Source organism: Pseudomonas sp. L13 (assembly GCF_009935965.1).
GTDB lineage: Bacteria > Pseudomonadota > Gammaproteobacteria > Pseudomonadales > Pseudomonadaceae > Aquipseudomonas > Aquipseudomonas lactis.
The window spans coordinates 207,140-224,519 of sequence record NZ_QODJ01000001.1 but is presented as its reverse complement, the minus strand read 5'-3'; the positions used below and the strand labels follow the sequence as shown (position 1 = coordinate 224,519).

The 17,380-nt window shown below is 62.2% G+C and carries 16 protein-coding genes; 9 read left to right on the top strand and 7 right to left on the bottom strand.

The genetic code is table 11. From position 1 onward, the window contains the following. Positions 1-31 precede the first annotated feature (31 nt). Positions 32-397, top strand: coding sequence for a hypothetical protein (locus tag DK871_RS01025; protein WP_161903699.1), 366 nt, complete (start codon positions 32-34; stop codon positions 395-397). A gap of 168 nt (positions 398-565) precedes the next feature. Here the strand turns inward: DK871_RS01025 and DK871_RS01020 are convergent, their stop codons facing one another. Genes DK871_RS01020 through DK871_RS00995 form a run of 6 tightly spaced genes read right to left on the bottom strand, consistent with a single transcriptional unit; the run spans position 566 to position 6,243 of the window. Then, complete coding sequence (locus tag DK871_RS01020; protein WP_014720583.1) at positions 566-1,498, bottom strand: phosphatidate cytidylyltransferase; 933 nt, start codon at positions 1,496-1,498, stop codon at positions 566-568. Position 1,499: 1 nt separating this feature from the next. Continuing rightward, positions 1,500-2,120 carry a 1-acyl-sn-glycerol-3-phosphate acyltransferase gene (locus tag DK871_RS01015; RefSeq protein WP_161903698.1) on the bottom strand — a complete coding sequence of 207 codons (621 nt, stop codon included), beginning with the start codon at positions 2,118-2,120 and terminating at the stop codon, positions 1,500-1,502. 9 nt (positions 2,121-2,129) lie between these two features. Beyond that, on the bottom strand, positions 2,130-2,573 hold the full coding sequence (locus tag DK871_RS01010) for a hypothetical protein (protein WP_161903697.1): 444 nt from the start codon (positions 2,571-2,573) through the stop codon (positions 2,130-2,132). Next, positions 2,563-3,861, bottom strand: coding sequence for a phosphatase PAP2/dual specificity phosphatase family protein (locus DK871_RS01005; protein ID WP_161903696.1), 1,299 nt, complete (start codon positions 3,859-3,861; stop codon positions 2,563-2,565). The genes DK871_RS01010 and DK871_RS01005 overlap by 11 nt, the downstream gene beginning before the upstream one ends. Before the next feature lie 2 nt (positions 3,862-3,863). Further along, entirely contained in the window at positions 3,864-5,612 is a 1,749-nt protein-coding gene (locus DK871_RS01000; protein ID WP_161903695.1) for a bifunctional alpha/beta hydrolase/class I SAM-dependent methyltransferase, read from the bottom strand. Between the two features lie 10 nt (positions 5,613-5,622). Next, complete coding sequence (locus DK871_RS00995; protein WP_161903694.1) at positions 5,623-6,243, bottom strand: CDP-alcohol phosphatidyltransferase family protein; 621 nt, start codon at positions 6,241-6,243, stop codon at positions 5,623-5,625. Between the two features lie 282 nt (positions 6,244-6,525). On the opposite strand from DK871_RS00995, the gene hflK (DK871_RS00990) reads away from it, so the two are divergent. From hflK (DK871_RS00990) to cfaB, 8 genes are all read left to right on the top strand, one after another. After that, on the top strand, positions 6,526-8,451 hold the full coding sequence (gene hflK / locus DK871_RS00990) for a protease modulator HflK (RefSeq protein WP_161903693.1): 1,926 nt from the start codon (positions 6,526-6,528) through the stop codon (positions 8,449-8,451). A 9-nt stretch (positions 8,452-8,460) separates the two neighbouring features. Then, the gene (gene hflC / locus DK871_RS00985; RefSeq protein WP_161903768.1) at positions 8,461-9,462 is read left to right on the top strand and encodes a protease modulator HflC; all 1,002 of its coding nucleotides are present in this window, start codon (positions 8,461-8,463) and stop codon (positions 9,460-9,462) included. After that, positions 9,459-10,493 (top strand): protease modulator HflK, encoded by a 1,035-nt coding sequence (gene hflK / locus DK871_RS00980; RefSeq protein ID WP_161903692.1) that lies wholly within the window; start codon positions 9,459-9,461, stop codon positions 10,491-10,493. Before hflC ends, hflK (DK871_RS00980) begins: the two co-directional genes overlap by 4 nt. After that, on the top strand, positions 10,490-12,376 hold the full coding sequence (locus tag DK871_RS00975) for a cation-translocating P-type ATPase (protein ID WP_161903691.1): 1,887 nt from the start codon (positions 10,490-10,492) through the stop codon (positions 12,374-12,376). The genes hflK (DK871_RS00980) and DK871_RS00975 overlap by 4 nt, the downstream gene beginning before the upstream one ends. Positions 12,377-12,492: 116 nt before the next feature. Continuing rightward, positions 12,493-12,744: a hypothetical protein gene (locus DK871_RS00970; RefSeq protein WP_161903690.1), complete on the top strand. Its 252-nt coding sequence runs from the start codon at positions 12,493-12,495 to the stop codon at positions 12,742-12,744. 67 nt (positions 12,745-12,811) lie between these two features. After that, complete coding sequence (locus tag DK871_RS00965; RefSeq protein WP_161903689.1) at positions 12,812-13,657, top strand: DUF692 domain-containing protein; 846 nt, start codon at positions 12,812-12,814, stop codon at positions 13,655-13,657. After that, positions 13,648-14,436: a DNA-binding domain-containing protein gene (locus DK871_RS00960; RefSeq protein WP_161903688.1), complete on the top strand. Its 789-nt coding sequence runs from the start codon at positions 13,648-13,650 to the stop codon at positions 14,434-14,436. Before DK871_RS00965 ends, DK871_RS00960 begins: the two co-directional genes overlap by 10 nt. An 87-nt stretch (positions 14,437-14,523) precedes the next feature. Then, entirely contained in the window at positions 14,524-15,708 is a 1,185-nt protein-coding gene (gene cfaB, locus DK871_RS00955) for a C17 cyclopropane fatty acid synthase CfaB (protein ID WP_161903687.1), read from the top strand. Positions 15,709-15,839: 131 nt separating this feature from the next. Here cfaB and cls read toward each other — a convergent pair whose 3' ends face one another. Further along, positions 15,840-17,279, bottom strand: a complete 1,440-nt coding sequence (gene cls / locus DK871_RS00950) for a cardiolipin synthase (protein ID WP_161903686.1) — start codon at positions 17,277-17,279, stop codon at positions 15,840-15,842. Between the last annotated feature and the right edge of the window lie 101 nt (positions 17,280-17,380).

Here is a 17,380-nt window from a genome sequence, read left to right as displayed (position 1 = left end):
TTGGATTCGCTCAATTCAAGGATGCGTATTGATGCAAAACCTTTCTGCTTCTGTCCAAACACGTTTGCACGATCGTCGGTTCGTGGTCGCGAATAACGCCCAAGGGTTGTCCGGTACCGGCACCGTGTTTCATTACCAGGTCGAAGATGGCGTGATTTCCAGCACTTACCAGGGTGGTCGAATTCGCCTGGGAACGCAGGTCGGACGGGTGACCGGTGCAGAGACCATCGAGCTGCTTTATCAGTGCGTGACCCTGGAAGGTGAACTGCTCGCGGGGTGGTCACGTGGCACGGTCGGCGTGGATCACGCCGGGCTCACAACGCTGAGTTTCGTTTGGGGCTGGCTGTCAGGTGCGACAGGCGGCGGCGAGTCCACCTATGTCGAGATCACTGCCTAGAGGTATTGAAAGCACCAAAAAGCCTACAGGTAAGCGCAAATCCCCTGTGGGAGCGGGCTTGCCCGCGAAGGCGGCGTGTCAGTCACTGAATCTGTTACTGCACCACCGCTTTCGCAGGCAAGCCAGCTCCCACATTTTGATCTCCATCGGGTTTGAGAAAGGGATGGCTCAGGTCCACCAGTAGCGTACAAGATGGAAAAAGATCGGCGCCGCAAAGCACACCGAATCCAGCCGATCCAGCATCCCGCCGTGCCCTTCGATCATATGTCCCCAATCCTTCACCCCGCGATCACGCTTGATCGCCGACATCACAATCCCTCCCGCAAACCCCAGCAAGTTGATCAGCAGCGCGATCAGAAACGACTGCCAGGGATTGAACGGTGTGGTCCACCACAACGCCGCGCCGATCAGGGAGGACAGCAGAATCCCGCCCACAAACCCTTCCACCGTTTTCGACGGTGACAGGTTGGGCGCGATTTTGTGTTTGCCGAACAGCTTGCCGCATACGTACTGCAGCACGTCCGACAGTTGCACCACGATCACCAGGTAGGCGATCAGCAGCAGGTTACGACCTTCGTAGCCCGGTATGTCCAAGGTCAGCAGCGCCGGGACGAAGGACACGCAGAACACAGCGATCATCAATCCCCACTGCACTTTCGACGCACGCTCCAGGAAGTGCGTACTGTCGCCGCCCAGGGAGGCGAGGATCGGCAGCAGCAGGAACACGTACACCGGGATGAAGATCGAGAACAGCCCATACCAGTCGGCGTAGATCAGCAGGTATTGCAGCGGCAGGGCCAGGTAGAACGCGGCCACCAGGGCCGGGTAGTCGCTGCGCCGGGTCGGGGTGAGCGTAAGAAATTCGCGCAGGGCGTAGAACGACACCGCGTAGAACAACAGGATCACTGCGCCAGTGCCCAGCCAGAAGGCGATGCCGATGACTACCACCATTACCCACCAGGCGTTGATGCGGGCGTTGAGGTTATCGATCACGGCATTCGGGCTGCCACGGGTGCGCAGCTTGAGGATCAGGCCGATCAGCGAGGCGATGACCAGGATCGCGCCGATGCCGCCAAATAACATCAGGGTTTGGCTATCCATCTCAGGAATGCTCCGGGGCAAGGGCGAGCAGGGCGTCGCGGCTGCGGGCAAGGAAGGCGGCTTTGTCTTCGCCTTCTTCCAGTTGCAGGGGGGCACCGAAGCTGGTGGTGCATAACAACGGTAGCGGTAATACGCGACCCTTGGGCATGACCCGGTTCAGGTTGGCTATCCACACGGGGACCAGCTCGGCCTGTGGGTAACTCTTTGCCAAGTGATACAAGCCGCTTTTGAACGGCAGCAAGCCATCCTCCAGATTGCGCGTGCCTTCGGGGAAAATGATCAGCGAGTCGCCGCCCTCCAACGCCGCAAGCATGGGCTGCAACGGGTTATCCACAGGGTCCTTGCGCTCACGGTCGATCAGCACGCCATTGAACACTCGATTGATGATGTAGCGGCGCAGCACACTCTTGTTCCAGTAATCACTGCCGGCCACCGGGCGCGTGAATTTGCGCAGGTTCTGCGGCAGCGATGCCCATACCAGCACGAAGTCACCGTGGCTGCTGTGGTTGGCAAAATAGATGCGCTGCACCGGCACCGGCGCGCACCCCAGCCACAGGCTGCGGGCGCCGGTGACGGTGCGGGCCATGGAAGTAATCAGCGTGGCGACCACGGGTTCGAACATGGGAATTCCTTATCCGGCGAAAGGTAGCCAAGGGCTGGCGAGGATGATGCCCAGGGTCAGCAGCGCTTGCGCGCCCAGCAGCCAGGCTTGTTTACGCAACAGTTTGAGGGCGCCACGGCGGCGTTCAGTCCACGGCCGACCGGCTCGTTTGGGCGATTGCAGGCCAAGGGTTTGCAGGGCCTGGTCGAGCTCTGGCGTGCGCGTGGTGTCATGAGCCAGCAGGGCGAACAGGTCGGCGTCGAAGGCCACTCGCAGTGCCCAGTATTTTTGCAACAGGCCCAGCACAATCATCCACAGGGCCAACAGCAAGCAAATGGTGGAAATACTGGCCAGCAACAATTGGGCGAGGCCAAACAGCACGCCGAGCAGCGTCAGCCCTGTGGATAACTGATCCAGTGATCGGCCCCGGCGCAACAGGCTGGCGACCACCTGAAGTTCCATATCAGCAGGCATTTGGCAAACCCTCCAACGCTTGACGGTGTGCGGGGTGCAGGACCACATCGGCCCGCGCTGTACGAATAATAGCCAGCGCTTGCTCAACCGTGGCGGCGCGCCCCGTGTTCAGCAGCCAGGCGGCGACGGCGGTGGCGCTGCGTGAGTAACCGAGGGCACAACACACCAACAGCGGGCCGCTCGCTCGCAGGCGTTCAATGGCGCGGGCGGCATTCAGGCATTCGTCGGGGGTTGGGGCGATCAGGTCCAGCACGGGCAGGCAGGCATAAGCACGGTCTTGTGGATTAATCGGCAGTTCGGCGCATAAATCGACGATGCTCGCGAATGAACGCTGTTCGCCGGTTGTAGGAATACGCCCAAGCCAGACGTTATCCACAATCAGGTCCGGCTGTGGATGTTTGCGTGTCCACAGCCGCGAATTGATCCACGCACACGCCAAATAAGGCGCATACAACCAGCGGGCGGCAGGCGTAAGGCGGCCATCCGCACGTTTTTGAAAGCCCGACACGCCGATAAAAAGATAGTTGGCCGCGATCAAACTCAGGGAAACCGCTGGCCACAGCAGCCACAGCCAGCCGCCGCGGAGTACCCAGGCAAGCGCCAGCAGTAATAGCGCGCCCAGCCCATAGCGCACAGCCAGGCGCCAACGTTGGGTATCTCGTGTGAACCGCGCACTTAACAATGGGCTTGGGTGTTCTACTGGCCATAACCACACGCACAACCACCCCGCGAGGGCGCCTGTGGGTAAGTCGATAAAGTGATGTTGATAAGTGGTCAGCACCGAAACGCCGATCAGCGCGAACCAGCCATGCACTACCCAGCGCCACACTCCTTGAGTGTGCCGCTGGTACATCACCCACAAGATCACCAGCAGGGCGATATGCAGCGAAGGCGCCTGGTTGAAGGGCTTGTCAAAACCGGCCAGCACCGCGAACAACCAACCGAACACACCGTCCAGTTCCGGCCGCTCAAACGTGAAGCGCAGTGGCCAGATCAGAAAGCAACTCACGGCTATCACCTGCGCACTCAGCAGGCGCAGCGCATGCTGCTTGAGCTCATGACGCGTGTTGGGTAGCAGCAACGAGAAGCCGTAAAGCAGGTCGATGGACCAATAGGGCACGATGGTCCAGGCCCAGAATGGCATGCGTGTTTCCCAGCCGAACACCAGCGTGCCGACGTCGCTGCGCTGGCTGGTGACCCAGGTGGCAAAGCCGTAGGTGCTGAAAAACAGCGGTGCCAACAGCAGCAGCCAGAGCACCGCAGGTTTCAATAAACCGGGTTCGCGCATGTTCAGATCTTCTGTGCCAGGGACACCGTGAAAATGCCCCACTCATCCACGCGCTGGGTGACCTTGCGAAAGCCCGCAGCCTCGACCAACTGATCCATTTCTGCCTGGCTGCGTCGGCGCATCACCCAGGCCTGGCCCTGGCGGTGGCTGGTGAGCGCGCGGGCAATCAGCTCCAACTGCGGGTGCCACGGTTGGCCGGTGTAGATCAGGTAACCACCTGGCTCCACGGCTTCGGCCAGGCCCGCCAGTGAACCGCCGACCATGGCGTTATCGGCGAACAATTCGTACAGGCCGGATACCACGGCCAGCGTCGGCTTAGGGTCCAGGGCCGCCAGGTCAGCGCGGTCGAACGCATCGCCTTTGACGAACTGGGCGATGTCCCCCAAACCCTTTTCGCGAATCAGCGCGCCACCGTCGCGCACGTTGATATCGCTGTAGTCGCGCAGCAGGATCGATTCCGGCAGCGGCGATACGCCTTGCAAGGCTTCCAGGATGTAGCGGCCGTGGCCGGCGGCGATATCGACAATGCGTACTTGCCGATCATCCTCACGCAGCTTGGCCATCGCTAGGCGCAGCAGCTCTTCGACGTTCAGCTTGCGCTGGCGAATACCGCGCCAGCCGATGGAGTTGAGGTAGTTGGTATCAATCATGCGCCCCAGCGCGCCTTTGCCGGTGGGCGTGTTGCGATACACGTAGTCCAGGGTGCTGCCGGAGTCGAAACCGGTATCGAAGCCCAGCTTCACCCCGTCCGAAAAGGTTTTACCCAGGCCCATGCTGGCGCGGGTCATGCGCCAGTACAGGTCGCGCAGGGAATTGCGCGGCAGCGGCGCGGCCAGGGATTCGGATTCGGCGCAGGTGGCGCCCAGTTTGTCGGCGTCCAGCAGGCTGGCGCGGTCCAGCGGGTGGGTAAAGTTCTGCAGAATAAAGCGTTTGGCGCTGTTCACGGCCACAGCGCGATCACGTTCGCCGAGGGTGTCGTGGAAAAAACCGGGGAGGATATGCAGCTCTTTTTTCAGGCTGCCGAGGCGGTCGAAAAACTGCTGCTGGGGTTTACGGTGCACCACAAAGTCGGAGCCGGAGATAAGCAGTTGGGTCGGCACCTGGATCGCCTGGGCGTCGGCGACAACCCGGTCGGCCGCTTCGTACAGACCCAGCAGCACATTCACCGAAATGGCCTTGGTGATCAGTGGATCGTTGTCGTAGGACGCCACGCGTTCCGGGTCATGGCTGAGGAACTTGGCCTTGACGTAACTGTTGACGAAAAAGTTGCCACGAAACTTGCGCATCAGTGCCAGACCGGGGCGGGCGAAGGGCACGTACAGCTTGACCTTGAAGGCTGGCGAGGCGAGCACCAGAGCGCGGATTTTCGGTGCGTAGTCGTGAACCCAGGTGGCGGCGATTACCGCACCGACGCTTTGGGCGATGACGGCCAGGTTTTCCTCTTCGATGCCGTAGGTGGCATTGATGTGGTCACAGAACGTCTGCACGTCGCGCGCGCTGGTGGCAAAGCTGGGGCTGTCGCCGCGCTCGCCGGGAGATTGGCCGTGGCCACGGGCGTCCCAGGCGAAGAAATCGAATTCAGGCAGGCCCAGTTCATCCACCAGGTGGGCAATACGCCCTGAGTGCTCATGGCCGCGATGGAACAACAGGATCGCCTTGCGCGGCCCGGCGCCTGCCGTGGCCGGCCAGTGCCGGTAGAAAAGCTCGACGCCATCATGGGTACTGAAGGTGTGCTGTTGCTGTTCGCGCATCGCAAAATCCTTATGCAGAAGGGAGAGATTGTTGTTCTTTGAGGCCCTGACGCACCCGGTTGACCAAGGTATAGGCGAGCAGGGCGGCGACCAACCACATCACCGCCTCAACCCAACCGGCGCCGAGCCAGCCCAGCGCCACACCAGTGGCCAGCACCCCGAGCACGAACGCCCGATCACTCTTGCCCATGGGCCCGTCATAACGGCGCGACGCGCCCACCATCGGCCCCAGCACCCCGGCGTACTCGCTGAATACCGCCAGCAGCGCCACCAGCAGCACCGGCGCCAAGCTCACCTCGGGGATCAATGCAAAGGGCAGGATCAGCGCGCTGTCGGCGATCACGTCGCACAGTTCATTGAGATAAGCACCGAGGCGCGACTGCTGGTCGAATTCCCGGGCGAGCATGCCGTCAATGGCATTGAGGGCCATGCGCACAATCATCCACAGCGGGATCAGCGCAAACAGCCAGAGGTGTTGGGCAAAGCCCGCGATCAACAGCCCCACCAGCAGGGAAACAACCCCGGCCAGCACGGTGATCTGGTTGGCGGTGGTGCCGTTGTCATAGAGGCGCTGCACGAGAGGGCGCAGCAGGTTCTGAAAACGCGGTTTGAGTTGGTAGATGGAAATCATGGGGGGTGGCGCTTCCTTGTCCGTGAACCCGCGAAAAACTGTTTCGGAGTGTGCCGACTAATCGCAGCCGACACCAGTGATGGCTCGTGTTTATAGGGGGTTAAGGGTCAATGTAGGAGCGAGCTTGCTCGCGAAAAGCTCACAGGCGCCGCGTTTATTCTGGAAGCCCGCGTTATCGTTGACGTTTTTCGCGAGCAAGCTCGCTCCTACCGGGGTTTCGAACAAAAATTTCACGCTTCGTGTTATATCGTAACGAATTGTGTACAAGTGGGCATTGAGCAGATGCAAGTGGATCTAGAGGCTGACGGGGCTTCGGTTGAGGGCCTCGCGCGTTTTCAGCAGGGGCTGTTCCACGCCCGTCGATTGCGCCAGGCCGGTATCGGCCTGACAACCCTGGCCATCAGCGGTTGGATACTGGCGCTGTTCGTAGCGTTGTTTGCACCCCTTTCGATCTGGCCGCTGGTATTGATCAACTGCGCGTCGGCCTTGCTGCTATTGGTGGCCGGGTTGCAGTCAGCCTGGTGGGTGGCCGATTGGCGCGCCCAGGCGCTGGAGGTACCGAGCGGCGAATTGATCGAACAACCCATGGAGCCCGCCCCCTGGCACAAGGGCCTGATCAACCGTTTCGGCAACGGCCTGCTGGCGCAGGTTGGTGCGCCGGTACTGTGGTTGGCCGGGTGGTCGTTGTTGGCGTTGATCAGCGTTATCCAGTTCTGGAACCTGGCCTTGCCTGCTGCGGCCATCGGCCAATCCGCCAGTATCGGTGCGGCGCTGGCATTGGCGCTGGCTTTTGGTTTGCTGGTGTTCGAGCGTCGCCTGGCCCAGGAAACCGCTGCCCAATGGCCGGAAGCCTCACAGCTGGCGCAGTTGAGCCGGATGGCAATTATCTGCCTGGTGCTCAGCGCGATCTGCCTGCTGTTTGCCAGTGCAGAGTCGGTCTGGCCGTTGCGCCTGGCCACTCTCATCGGGCTGTTGCCGGCGTTGGTGGCGTTGGAGTTCCTGCTCAGGAGCGTGCTCTCGCTGTTCAGCCCGCGCCAGCCGCGCCTCGAACCGCGCCTGATGGCGCAGAGTTTTATCGCCGGCCTGCTGCGTTGGCCGCCTCAGCCCTTGTTGGCGTTGCAGCATGAACTGCACAACCGTTTTGGCATCGACCTGCGTCAGATCTGGGCCTTCACTTACATGCGCCGAGCGTTTTTCCCGGTGCTGCTGGTGGTGCTGGCGGTAGGTTGGGCGCTGACCGGTGTGCATGAAGTGCCCCTGCAAGGCCGCGGGATTTATGAGCGCTTTGGTAAACCCGTCGAGGTGTTCGGCCCCGGCCTGCATGCGGGTTTGCCCTGGCCGTTGGGCCGCGTACTCAACGTAGAAAACGGCGTGGTGCATGAGCTGGCGACCAGCGTCAGTGACGCTGCCACACCGCAGTTGGCCGCCGCCGAAGGCCCGGCGCCGTTGATCGCCAACCGCCTGTGGGACGCCAGCCATGTGAATGACAAATCCCAGGTTATTGCCAGCAGCAGCGGCGACAAGCAAGGCTTTCAGATCGTCAATATGGACGTGCGCTTTGTCTACCGGATCGGCCTCACTGATCAGGCTGCGCTTGCCGCTACCTACAACAGCGCGGATATCCCGACCCTGATCCGCAGCACCGCCAGCCGCATCCTGGTGCACGATTTTGCCTCGCGCACCCTGGATGAATTACTCGGGGAAGAGCGCACCAGCCTCGCCGACGAGATTGGTCGCAGTGTGCAAGCCGACCTGCAAACCCTCGACAGCGGCGTGGAAATCCTCGCCACAGTGGTCGAGGCGATCCATCCGCCGGCCGGTGCCGCTAACGCTTACCACGGTGTGCAAGCCGCGCAGATCGGCGCCCAGGCGCTGATCGCCCGTGAACGCGGTGCGGCCAGCGAGCAGACCAACCAGGCGCTGCTTCAAGCCAGCAATGCCCGCGATCAGGCCCAGGCCAGTGCTCGCGAAGTGAACGCGGGCGCCCAGGCGGCGAACCTGCGCTTTGCCGCCGAACAAAAAGCCTACGCCGCTGCGGGCCAAGCCTTCGTGCTGGAACAGTACCTGGGCCAACTGAGCCAGGGCCTGGCCCAGGCCAAGCTGCTTATTCTGGATCATCGCTTGGGCGCCGACAGCGCGCCGACGATCGATCTGCGTTCTTTTACCTTGCCCGCCGACCCGTCGGTGCTGCGCAAAGCCGTTCAATAAGGAGTTCGTCTGTTGAGCGCTCATTCCCACGATCATGATCACGGTCATCACCACCATCACGGCCACCACCATCACCATCACGGCGATGAGCAGGCGGCCGGGCCTTTTCCCTGGCGGCGTATGGCGTGGGCGGTGTTGCTGGTGCTGTTTGCCGTGGCAGCGGCGAGCCTGGTGCAAGTGCGTTCCGGCGAGGCCACGGTGATTACCCGCTTCGGCAACCCCGCGCGCGTGCTGCTGGAGCCGGGCCTGGGCTGGCGCTGGCCGGCACCGTTCGAAGCGGCGATTCCGGTGGACCTGCGCCTGCGCACCACGTCCAGCGGCTTGCAGGATGTGGGCACCCGCGATGGCCTGCGGATTATCGTGCAGGCCTACGTGGCGTGGCAGGTGCAGGGCGATGCCGACAACGTGCAGCGCTTTATGCGTGCGGTGCAGAACCAGCCCGATGAGGCGGCGCGGCAGATTCGCACCTTTGTCGGCTCGGCGCTGGAAACCACGGCAGCCAGCTTCGACCTGTCCAGCTTGATCAATACCGACGCCAGCCAAGTGCGCATCGCCGATTTTGAAGCGCAGTTGCGTCAACAGATTGATCAACAATTGCTCACCACCTACGGTGTGCGCGTGGCGCAGGTCGGCATCGAACGCCTGACGTTGCCATCGGTGACCCTCACCGCCACGGTTGACCGCATGCGCGCCGAGCGTGAAACCATCGCCACCGAACGCACCGCCGTGGGCAAGCGCGAAGCGGCGCAGATCCGCTCCGCTGCCGAGCGGGATGCGCGCATCATGCAGGCCGATGCCACTGTGAAAGCCGCCGACATCGAAGCGCAGTCGCGGGTTGAAGCCGCGCAGATTTATGGTCGCGCCTACGCTGGCAATCCGCAGCTGTACAACCTGCTGCGCTCGCTGGATACCTTGGGCACGGTGGTCACGCCAGGGACCAAGATCATCCTGCGCACCGACGCCGCGCCGTTTCGCGCTTTGGTGGACGGGCCGAAGGACCTTCAGCCATGAGCGAGCCCGAAAGCCCGGACAGCCCTTGGATCCAGGCCGGGCGTCTGACGTTCCTGGCACTCTACGCGGTCACCGTGTTGGCAGCGTTGGCCTGGGCCTTTTCCAATGTGCGCCAGATCGACCCGCAGAATCGCGCCGTGGTCCTGCATTTCGGCGCCCTTGATCGCATTCAGAATGCCGGGCTGTTGCTGGCCTGGCCGCAACCCTTTGAGCAAGTCGTCCTGCTGCCAGCGGCCGACCGAGTGATCGAACGGCGGGTGGAAAACCTGCTGCGTTCCGATGCGGCGTTGCAGGCCGATCGTGTGGCCAGTTTCGCCACGCCCTTGAGCGATGCCCTGGCCGGTTCCGGCTACCTGCTGACCGGCGATGCCGGGGTGGTGCAACTGGACGTGCGGGTGTTCTACAAGGTGACCGAGCCCTACGCCTTTGTGTTGCAGGGCGACCACGTGCTGCCGGCCCTGGATCGGCTGGTGACACGCAGCGCAGTGGCTCTTACCGCTGCGCGGGATCTGGACACCATCCTGGTAGCGCGCCCGGAACTGATCGGCAGCGACAATGGCGCCGCCGAACGCCGTGAGCGGCTGCGCGACGACCTGGTGCAAGGCATCAACAAACGCCTGGCGGAGTTGGCGGCCAGCGGCTTGGGGCTGGGTATCGAGGCCACCCGCGTCGATGTGCAATCGAGCCTGCCAGGCCCTGCGGTGAATGCGTTCAACGCCGTACTGACCGCCAGCCAGCAGGCCGATAAAGCCGTGGCCAACGCCCGCACTGAAGCGGAAAAACTCACCCAGACCGCCAATCAGGAGGCTGACCGCCAAGTGCAAGTCGCCCATGCCCAGGCCAGTGAACGCTTGGCCAATGCCCAGGCGCAGACCGCCACGGTTGCCAGCCTGGCCCAGGTCAAAGACCCTGGTTTGCTGTTGCGCCTGTACCGCGAACGCCTGCCGAAGATTCTCGGCCAGGCCGGCTCGGTGACCACCGTCGATCCCAAAGACGACTCCCGCTTGATCATCCAGGGAGCCGAACAATGAGCGCACCCATGCTGACCTCCGCCGAACAGCGCAGCGCTGCCCGGCAATTGACCTTGGCCATGCTCGCCCTGGGCTTGCTCGTGCTGGGCCTGGTGTGGCGCTGGCTCGCGCCGAACCAGAGCGGCGTCAGCCAGTTGCTGCTGGGCGTGGCTTCGCTGTTGGTGGCGGTGCCGGTGATGCGTTCGGCCTGGTACAGCCTGCGCTTTCCGAGCCTGCACGGCATCACCGACCAGTTGATCGCCCTGGCGATGCTCGGCGCCTGGGCCACCGGTGATCTGCTCACCGCCGCGTTGCTGCCGATCATCATGATCTTTGGCCATGTGCTGGAAGAGCGCAGCGTGATTGGCTCCCAGGAAGCGATCCATGCCCTGGGCAAACTCACCCGCAGCCACGCACGCCTGGTGCAGGCAGACGGCAGCATCACCGAAGTGGATAACGGTACCTTGAATACCGGCGATATCGTCGAAGTGCGCGCCGGGGACCGCGTGCCGGCCGATGGCGTGGTGTTGTCCGGCCAGGCGAGCCTGGACACGGCGCCGATCACCGGCGAGTCGGTGCCGTTGGAAGCCAGCGTGGGCGTGCAGGTGTTTGGTGGGGCGATCAACCTCGATGGCCTGCTGCGCCTTGAGGTCACGCGCACCGGTAACGAATCGACGTTGGGCAAAGTCATTGCGCTGATGCAGAACGCCGAGCGGTCCAAGCCGCCGATCACCCGGCTGCTGGAGCGCTATGCCGGCAGTTACATGGTGCTGGTGTTGCTGCTGGCGGCCGTCACCTGGTTTGTCACCAATGACGCTCAGGCGATGCTCGCGGTGCTGGTAGCGGCGTGCCCCTGTGCCTTGGTGCTGTCGGCGCCGGCCACGGCGATTGCCGGGATCGCCGTGGCGGCGCGCCATGGCATCCTGATTCGCAGCTCGGCGTTTCTCGAAGAGCTGGCCGACCTGACTTCACTGGTGGTCGACAAGACCGGCACCCTGACCTTTGGCACCCTGCGTCTGCAGTCCATCGAGACCCGCGCGCCGGATCGCCAGGTGCTGCTGAACCTGGCGGCCAGCCTCGGTTCGGCAAGCAGTCACCCGGTCAGCCGAGCGTTGGCGGGGTTGGCGAGCCAGGAGCAGATGCTGGTGCTTAGCGACATCCGCGAGCGTCAGGGCCTGGGCGTGGTCGCCCAGACCGAGCAGGGCGAAGCGGCGCTGGGACGGCCGGAGTTGTTTGAACAGTTGGGCATCGTCACTACCGGCGTGCCCACCCATGATGGCCCGATAGCAGGGCTGGCGTTGAACGGCGAGTTCCTCGCCTGGCTGCTGTTGGCCGACAGCGTCAAACCCGAGGCGCGCCAGGCCCTGCAAGAGCTGCGTGACTTGGGCCTGGGCCGCCAACTGCTGCTGACCGGCGACCGCCAAAGCGTGGCCGACAGCTTGGCGTTGGACGTGGGCATCAGTGATGTCGAAGCCCAAGCGCTGCCGGAAGACAAGCTCAACCGCGTGCTGGGGGAAATCAGCAGTGGCTTCAGGCCAATGGTGGTGGGCGATGGCATCAACGACTCCTTGGCGCTCAAGGCCGGCGTGGTCGGTGTGGCCATGGGCGCGGGCGGTGCGGACATCGCTCTAGCCTCGGCGGATGTGGTGCTGATCGGCAGCGACTTACGCCGCCTGGGCACCTGCGTGCGCTTGAGTCGCCAGTGCCGGCAGACGTTGCAGGTCAATGTGATCATTGGCTTGGGCTGGACACTGGCCATTGTGGTGTTCGCCGCATTTGGCTGGTTGGGGGCGGCGGGTGCGATGATCGCGGCGGTGCTGCACAACCTCAGTACCCTGCTGGTATTGGGTAATGCCGGGCGTTTGCTGCGCTTCCAGGAGCCGCTGTTGAAGCTCGACGAATAATTTCAGAAATATTTGCTCACGGCTGTAACGCCAACAGGGGGCCTCACTCTAGTGCTATGTCGAGACTGAACAATCCGTTCAGACCGGCTCCACTACTGATCATGAGGAATACAACAATGAGCATTAAATCCGCTGCTGCTGGTGCCGCCCTCGCAATGGCCGCTGCTTCTCTGTTCGCGGGTGTAGCCACTCAGGTACAAGCCGCAGACGCCACCGTGCACTGCTACGGCGTAACCTCCTGCAAAGGCATGAACGACTGCAAAACCAAGGACCACACGTGCAAGGGCCAGGGCGAGTGCAAAGGGATGGGCTTCAAGGCCATGACCAAGTCGGCCTGCGACGCCGCTGGCGGTAAAGTCGGCGAGTAACCGGCAAACAAGTGCAACCGCGGCGGCTGCCTGCTACCGCTGCGGACACTTTGCCCAGGAGTGAGTCATGTCCGCGTCCCTTCCAAGTCTGGGTTACGGCCTGGGTTTACGCAGTGAGTATTACCACCAGATCCTTGAACAGTCGCCGGCCGTGGATTGGTTCGAAGTGATCTCAGAAAATTACTTGGTGCAGGGCGGCAAGGCCTTGTACTACCTGGATGCGATAGCCGAGCGTTACCCCTTGGTGATGCACGGTGTGTCGTTGTCCATCGGCGGGCCGCATGCCCTCGATACCGATTACCTGAACCACATCAAACAGCTCGCAGAGCGCATTGCGCCGGCGTGGATTTCCGATCACCTGTGCTGGAGCCGCGGCAGCGCGCACCAGTTGCATGACTTGCTGCCCCTGCCTTACACCGAAGAAAGCCTCTACCACGTGGCCGGCCGCGTACGTCAGGTGCAGGACGTGTTGCAGCGCCCGCTGGTGCTGGAAAACGTCTCCAGCTATGTGCGTTCCAAGGCGGATGAGTTCACCGAGTGGGAGTTCCTCAACGCCTTGGCGCACCTGAGCGGCTGCCAGTTGCTGCTGGACGTCAACAACGTCTACGTCAGCGCACGTAACCATGGTTTTGATGCCTGGACCTTCATTCGCAACCTACCACCCGAAAGCATTCGCCAGCTGCATTTGGCGGGGCATATGGACTATGGCGATTATGTAGTCGATACCCATGACCATCCCGTGTGCGACCCGGTGTGGGCGCTGTACCAGCAAACCCTCGAACATCTGGGCCCAGTGTCGACCTTGCTGGAGCGCGATGACCATTTTCCGCCCTTCGAAGAGTTGCTCACCGAGTTGAACAAAGCCCGTGAATTGGGTGCCAGCGCCTTGGCCCGGAGAGCGTTATGCGCCTGATCGACTGGCAGTTGGCGTTTGAGCAGCACCTATTATCCGAAGCGCCTGTAGCCAACAGTGGCTTTGCCGCCACCTTGCTGGGTGGGCCGACATTGGATGTGGACACCGGCCTTGCGATTTACCACAACGCCTACCTGTCGCGCCTGCAGGAGGTGCTGCGCCATGACTTCGGTGCCATCTGGTATTGGCTGGGAGATGAGGAGTTTTGCTCACTGACCGAGGCCTACATCCGCCGTTATCCCTCGGCCCATTACAGCGTGCGCTGGTTGGGCGAGCGCTTTGGGATGTTTATCGTTGAGCATCTGATGGCTGCGCAAAGTGCGCCTCTGGCAGAGTTGGCACGCCTGGAGTGGGCGTTCACCTTGGCGTTTGACGCACCTTCGGGGGAGCCGCTGACGCTCAATGATATGGCGCACCTGGCGCCCCAGGACTGGCCCACCTTGCAGGTTGCGCTGGCGCCTTCGGTGCAGCAGCTGCTTTGCCGTTTCAACTCGGTGGCGATCTGGCGAGCCAGTAAGGATGAATCGGACTTCCCCGGCAGCCAGGCGCTGGACCCGGCACAAATCTGCCTGGTGTGGCGCCACGAGAACCGCTGCCACTACCGCAGCCTGGAAGCCGCTGAAGCCTGTGCACTGTCGGGCATGGTGACCACGGGTTGGAATTTTTCAGAACTGTGTACTGAGCTGGCGGTCACTTATTCAGAGGGGGCGTCGCTGCAAGCGGCCACTTGGCTGAAACAGTGGGTCCAGGAAGGTTTGCTCGAGCGCCGAGCGCCATAGAAGGGGGGCTATTCATTCGATAGCTTCCTACTTTGTTTGGCATGGTCTACCCTCACAGCAGACGTCTGAAACAAGGGGGGACTACTCATGCTCGCGCAACTTCCACCGGCCTTACAGAATCTTCAGCTACCGCTGCGTCTTCGACTCTGGGACGGCCATGAATTCAACTTGGGCCCCGAGCCCAGCGTTACCATCGTGGTCAAGGACCCCACGGTTGTCTCCAGGCTGACCCATCCAACGCTCGACTCGCTGGGCGAAGCCTTCGTCGAGGGCAAACTGGAGCTGGAAGGCTCCATCACCGAAGTGATCAGGGTATGTGACGAGTTGAGTCACGCTTTGGTCGATGACGACGAGGAGAGTCGTCCGGTGCGCTCGATTCACGACAAGGCCACCGACGCGGCGGCCATTTCCTACCATTACGACCTGTCCAACGAGTTCTACCAGCTATGGCTGGACCAGGACATGGCCTACTCCTGCGGTTATTTCGAAACCGGCAGCGAGTCGATCGACCAGGCCCAACAAGACAAATTCCGCCACCTGTGCCGCAAGTTGCGGCTGCAGCCGGGTGAGTATCTTCTCGATGTGGGCTGCGGCTGGGGCGGGCTGGCGCGTTATGCCGCCCGGGAGTTTGGGGTCAAGGTGTTCGGCATCACCTTGAGCAAGGAACAACTGGCGCTGGCCAAGGAGCGGGTGAAAGCAGAAGGCCTGGAAGACCAGGTCGACCTGCAATTACTCGACTACCGCGACCTGCCCCAGGACGGCCGTTTCGACAAAGTGGTGAGCGTGGGCATGTTCGAACACGTCGGCCACGCCAACCTGGCGCAATACTGCCGGACCCTGTTCGGCGCGGTGCGTGAAGGCGGCCTGGTGATGAACCATGGCATCACCGCCAAGCACACCGACGGCCGCCCCGTGGGCCGTGGTGCCGGTGAGTTTATCGAGCGCTACGTGTTCCCGAACGGCGAACTGCCGCACCTGGCGATGATGACCGCCCAGATCAGTGAAGCAGGGCTGGAAGTGGTCGATGTCGAAAGCCTGCGCATGCATTACGCCCGCACATTGGACCATTGGAGCGAGCGCCTGGAAGACAACCTGGAAGCGGCGGCGAAGATGGTGCCGGAGCAGGCGCTACGTATCTGGCGGCTGTACCTGGCCGGTTGCGCTTATGCGTTTGCCCGAGGCTGGATCAACCTGCACCAGATACTGGCAGTCAAACCCCATGCCGATGGCGGGCATGAACTGCCGTGGACGCGGGAAGACCTCTACCGCTGATCTCCAGACACTGAAGATCGAAACTGTGGGAGCTGGCTTGCCTGCGATAGCGTTGTATCAGGACCGGATGAGTCGACTGACACACCGCCATCGCAGGCAAGCCAGCTCCCACATTGGTTGTGTGTTGGCTGTCAGAGAATGGGTGAGATCAGGCGCGCAATGCGCATCCCCAGTTGCTGCAGGCGGCGAGTCTCGCGGCTTTCTTCCTGGCTGACTTCATGGGCCAGAGCAAAGTCATCCAGCAGCATCTGTTCAACCTCGCTGGCGAAGGCTTCATCCACCGTCAGCAGCATCACTTCAAAATTCAGCCGGAACGAACGGTTGTCCATGTTGGCGCTGCCTATGGCGCTGATTTCGCTGTCCACCAACACCACCTTCTGATGCAAAAAGCCCGGCGTGTAGCGAAACACCCGCACACCCGCTCGCACCGCCTCGTTGGCGTACAGGCTGGACGCGGCATACACGATGCGATGGTCGGGCCGTGACGGCAGCAGCAGGCGCACATCGACTCCGCGCAATACCGCCAGGCGCAGGGCGGCAAACACCGCCTCGTCGGGGATGAAGTAGGGGCTGGTGATCCACACTCGCTCGGTGGCGGCATGGATGGCCTCGACGAAAAACAGCGAGCAGGTTTCATAAGGGTCCGCTGGCCCACTGGCGAGCAACTGGCAGAGCACGCCGTCTTCCGGGTAGGCGTCCGGCAGGATCAGCGGCGGTAGTTCCCGCGCGGCCCAGAACCAGTCCTCGGCGAACGACTCCTGCAGGCACGCCACCACCGGGCCTGTGACCTGCACATGGGTATCGCGCCACGGCGCCAGCGGCGGTTTTTTACCCAGGTATTCATCGCCGACGTTATGCCCGCCGACAAACCCGGTGATGCCGTCCACCACCACGATCTTGCGATGGTTACGGAAGTTGACCTGGAAGCGATTGAGCCAGCCACTGCGGGTGGCGAATGCCTTGACCTGCACGCCAGCGTCACGCAGCGCTTGCACATAACGATGGGGCAGGGCGTGGCTGCCGATGCGGTCGTACAGCACGTAAATGGCCACGCCCTGGGCGGCTTTTTCCTTCAACAGGGCCTGCAACTGGTGGCCCAGTTCGTCATCGTGAATGATGAAAAACTGGAACAGCACAGCGGTCTTTGCGTGACGGATAGCCTCGAAGATCGCGCCGAAAGTGGCGTCGCCATTGATCAACAGGCGCACTTCATTGTTGGCCAGGCACGGCATACGGCCCAGCTTGGGCATGGCGCGCAAGGAGGCATAGGCGCTGGAGTTGCGCGCTGCGAGCGCTTCCTCCACCCACGGGCGCCAGTTCAACTCGGTGATGGCCGTGTGCATTTCCTGGTTGGCCTGGCGACGGGCCTGGATGTACGCGTCGAAGGTGCTGCGGCCAAAAATCAGGTAGGGGATCAAGGTCAGGTAGGGCATGAACATCAGTGACAGCGCCCAGGCGATCGAGCCTTGTGCGGTGCGCACGGTCAGTACCGCGTGGATCGCGGCGAGCGTTCCCAGAAAGTGCAGCGTGGCAATGACGTAGGCGAGCAGGTGCGGGCCAAAGAAATCCATGAACGACGTAACTCCAGGCAGTCCAGTGCGTAACAGACCATGAACGGCTGTGAATGTCGCTATTTTATTTGCCATGCAACACTGGCTGCTTTGCGACGTCT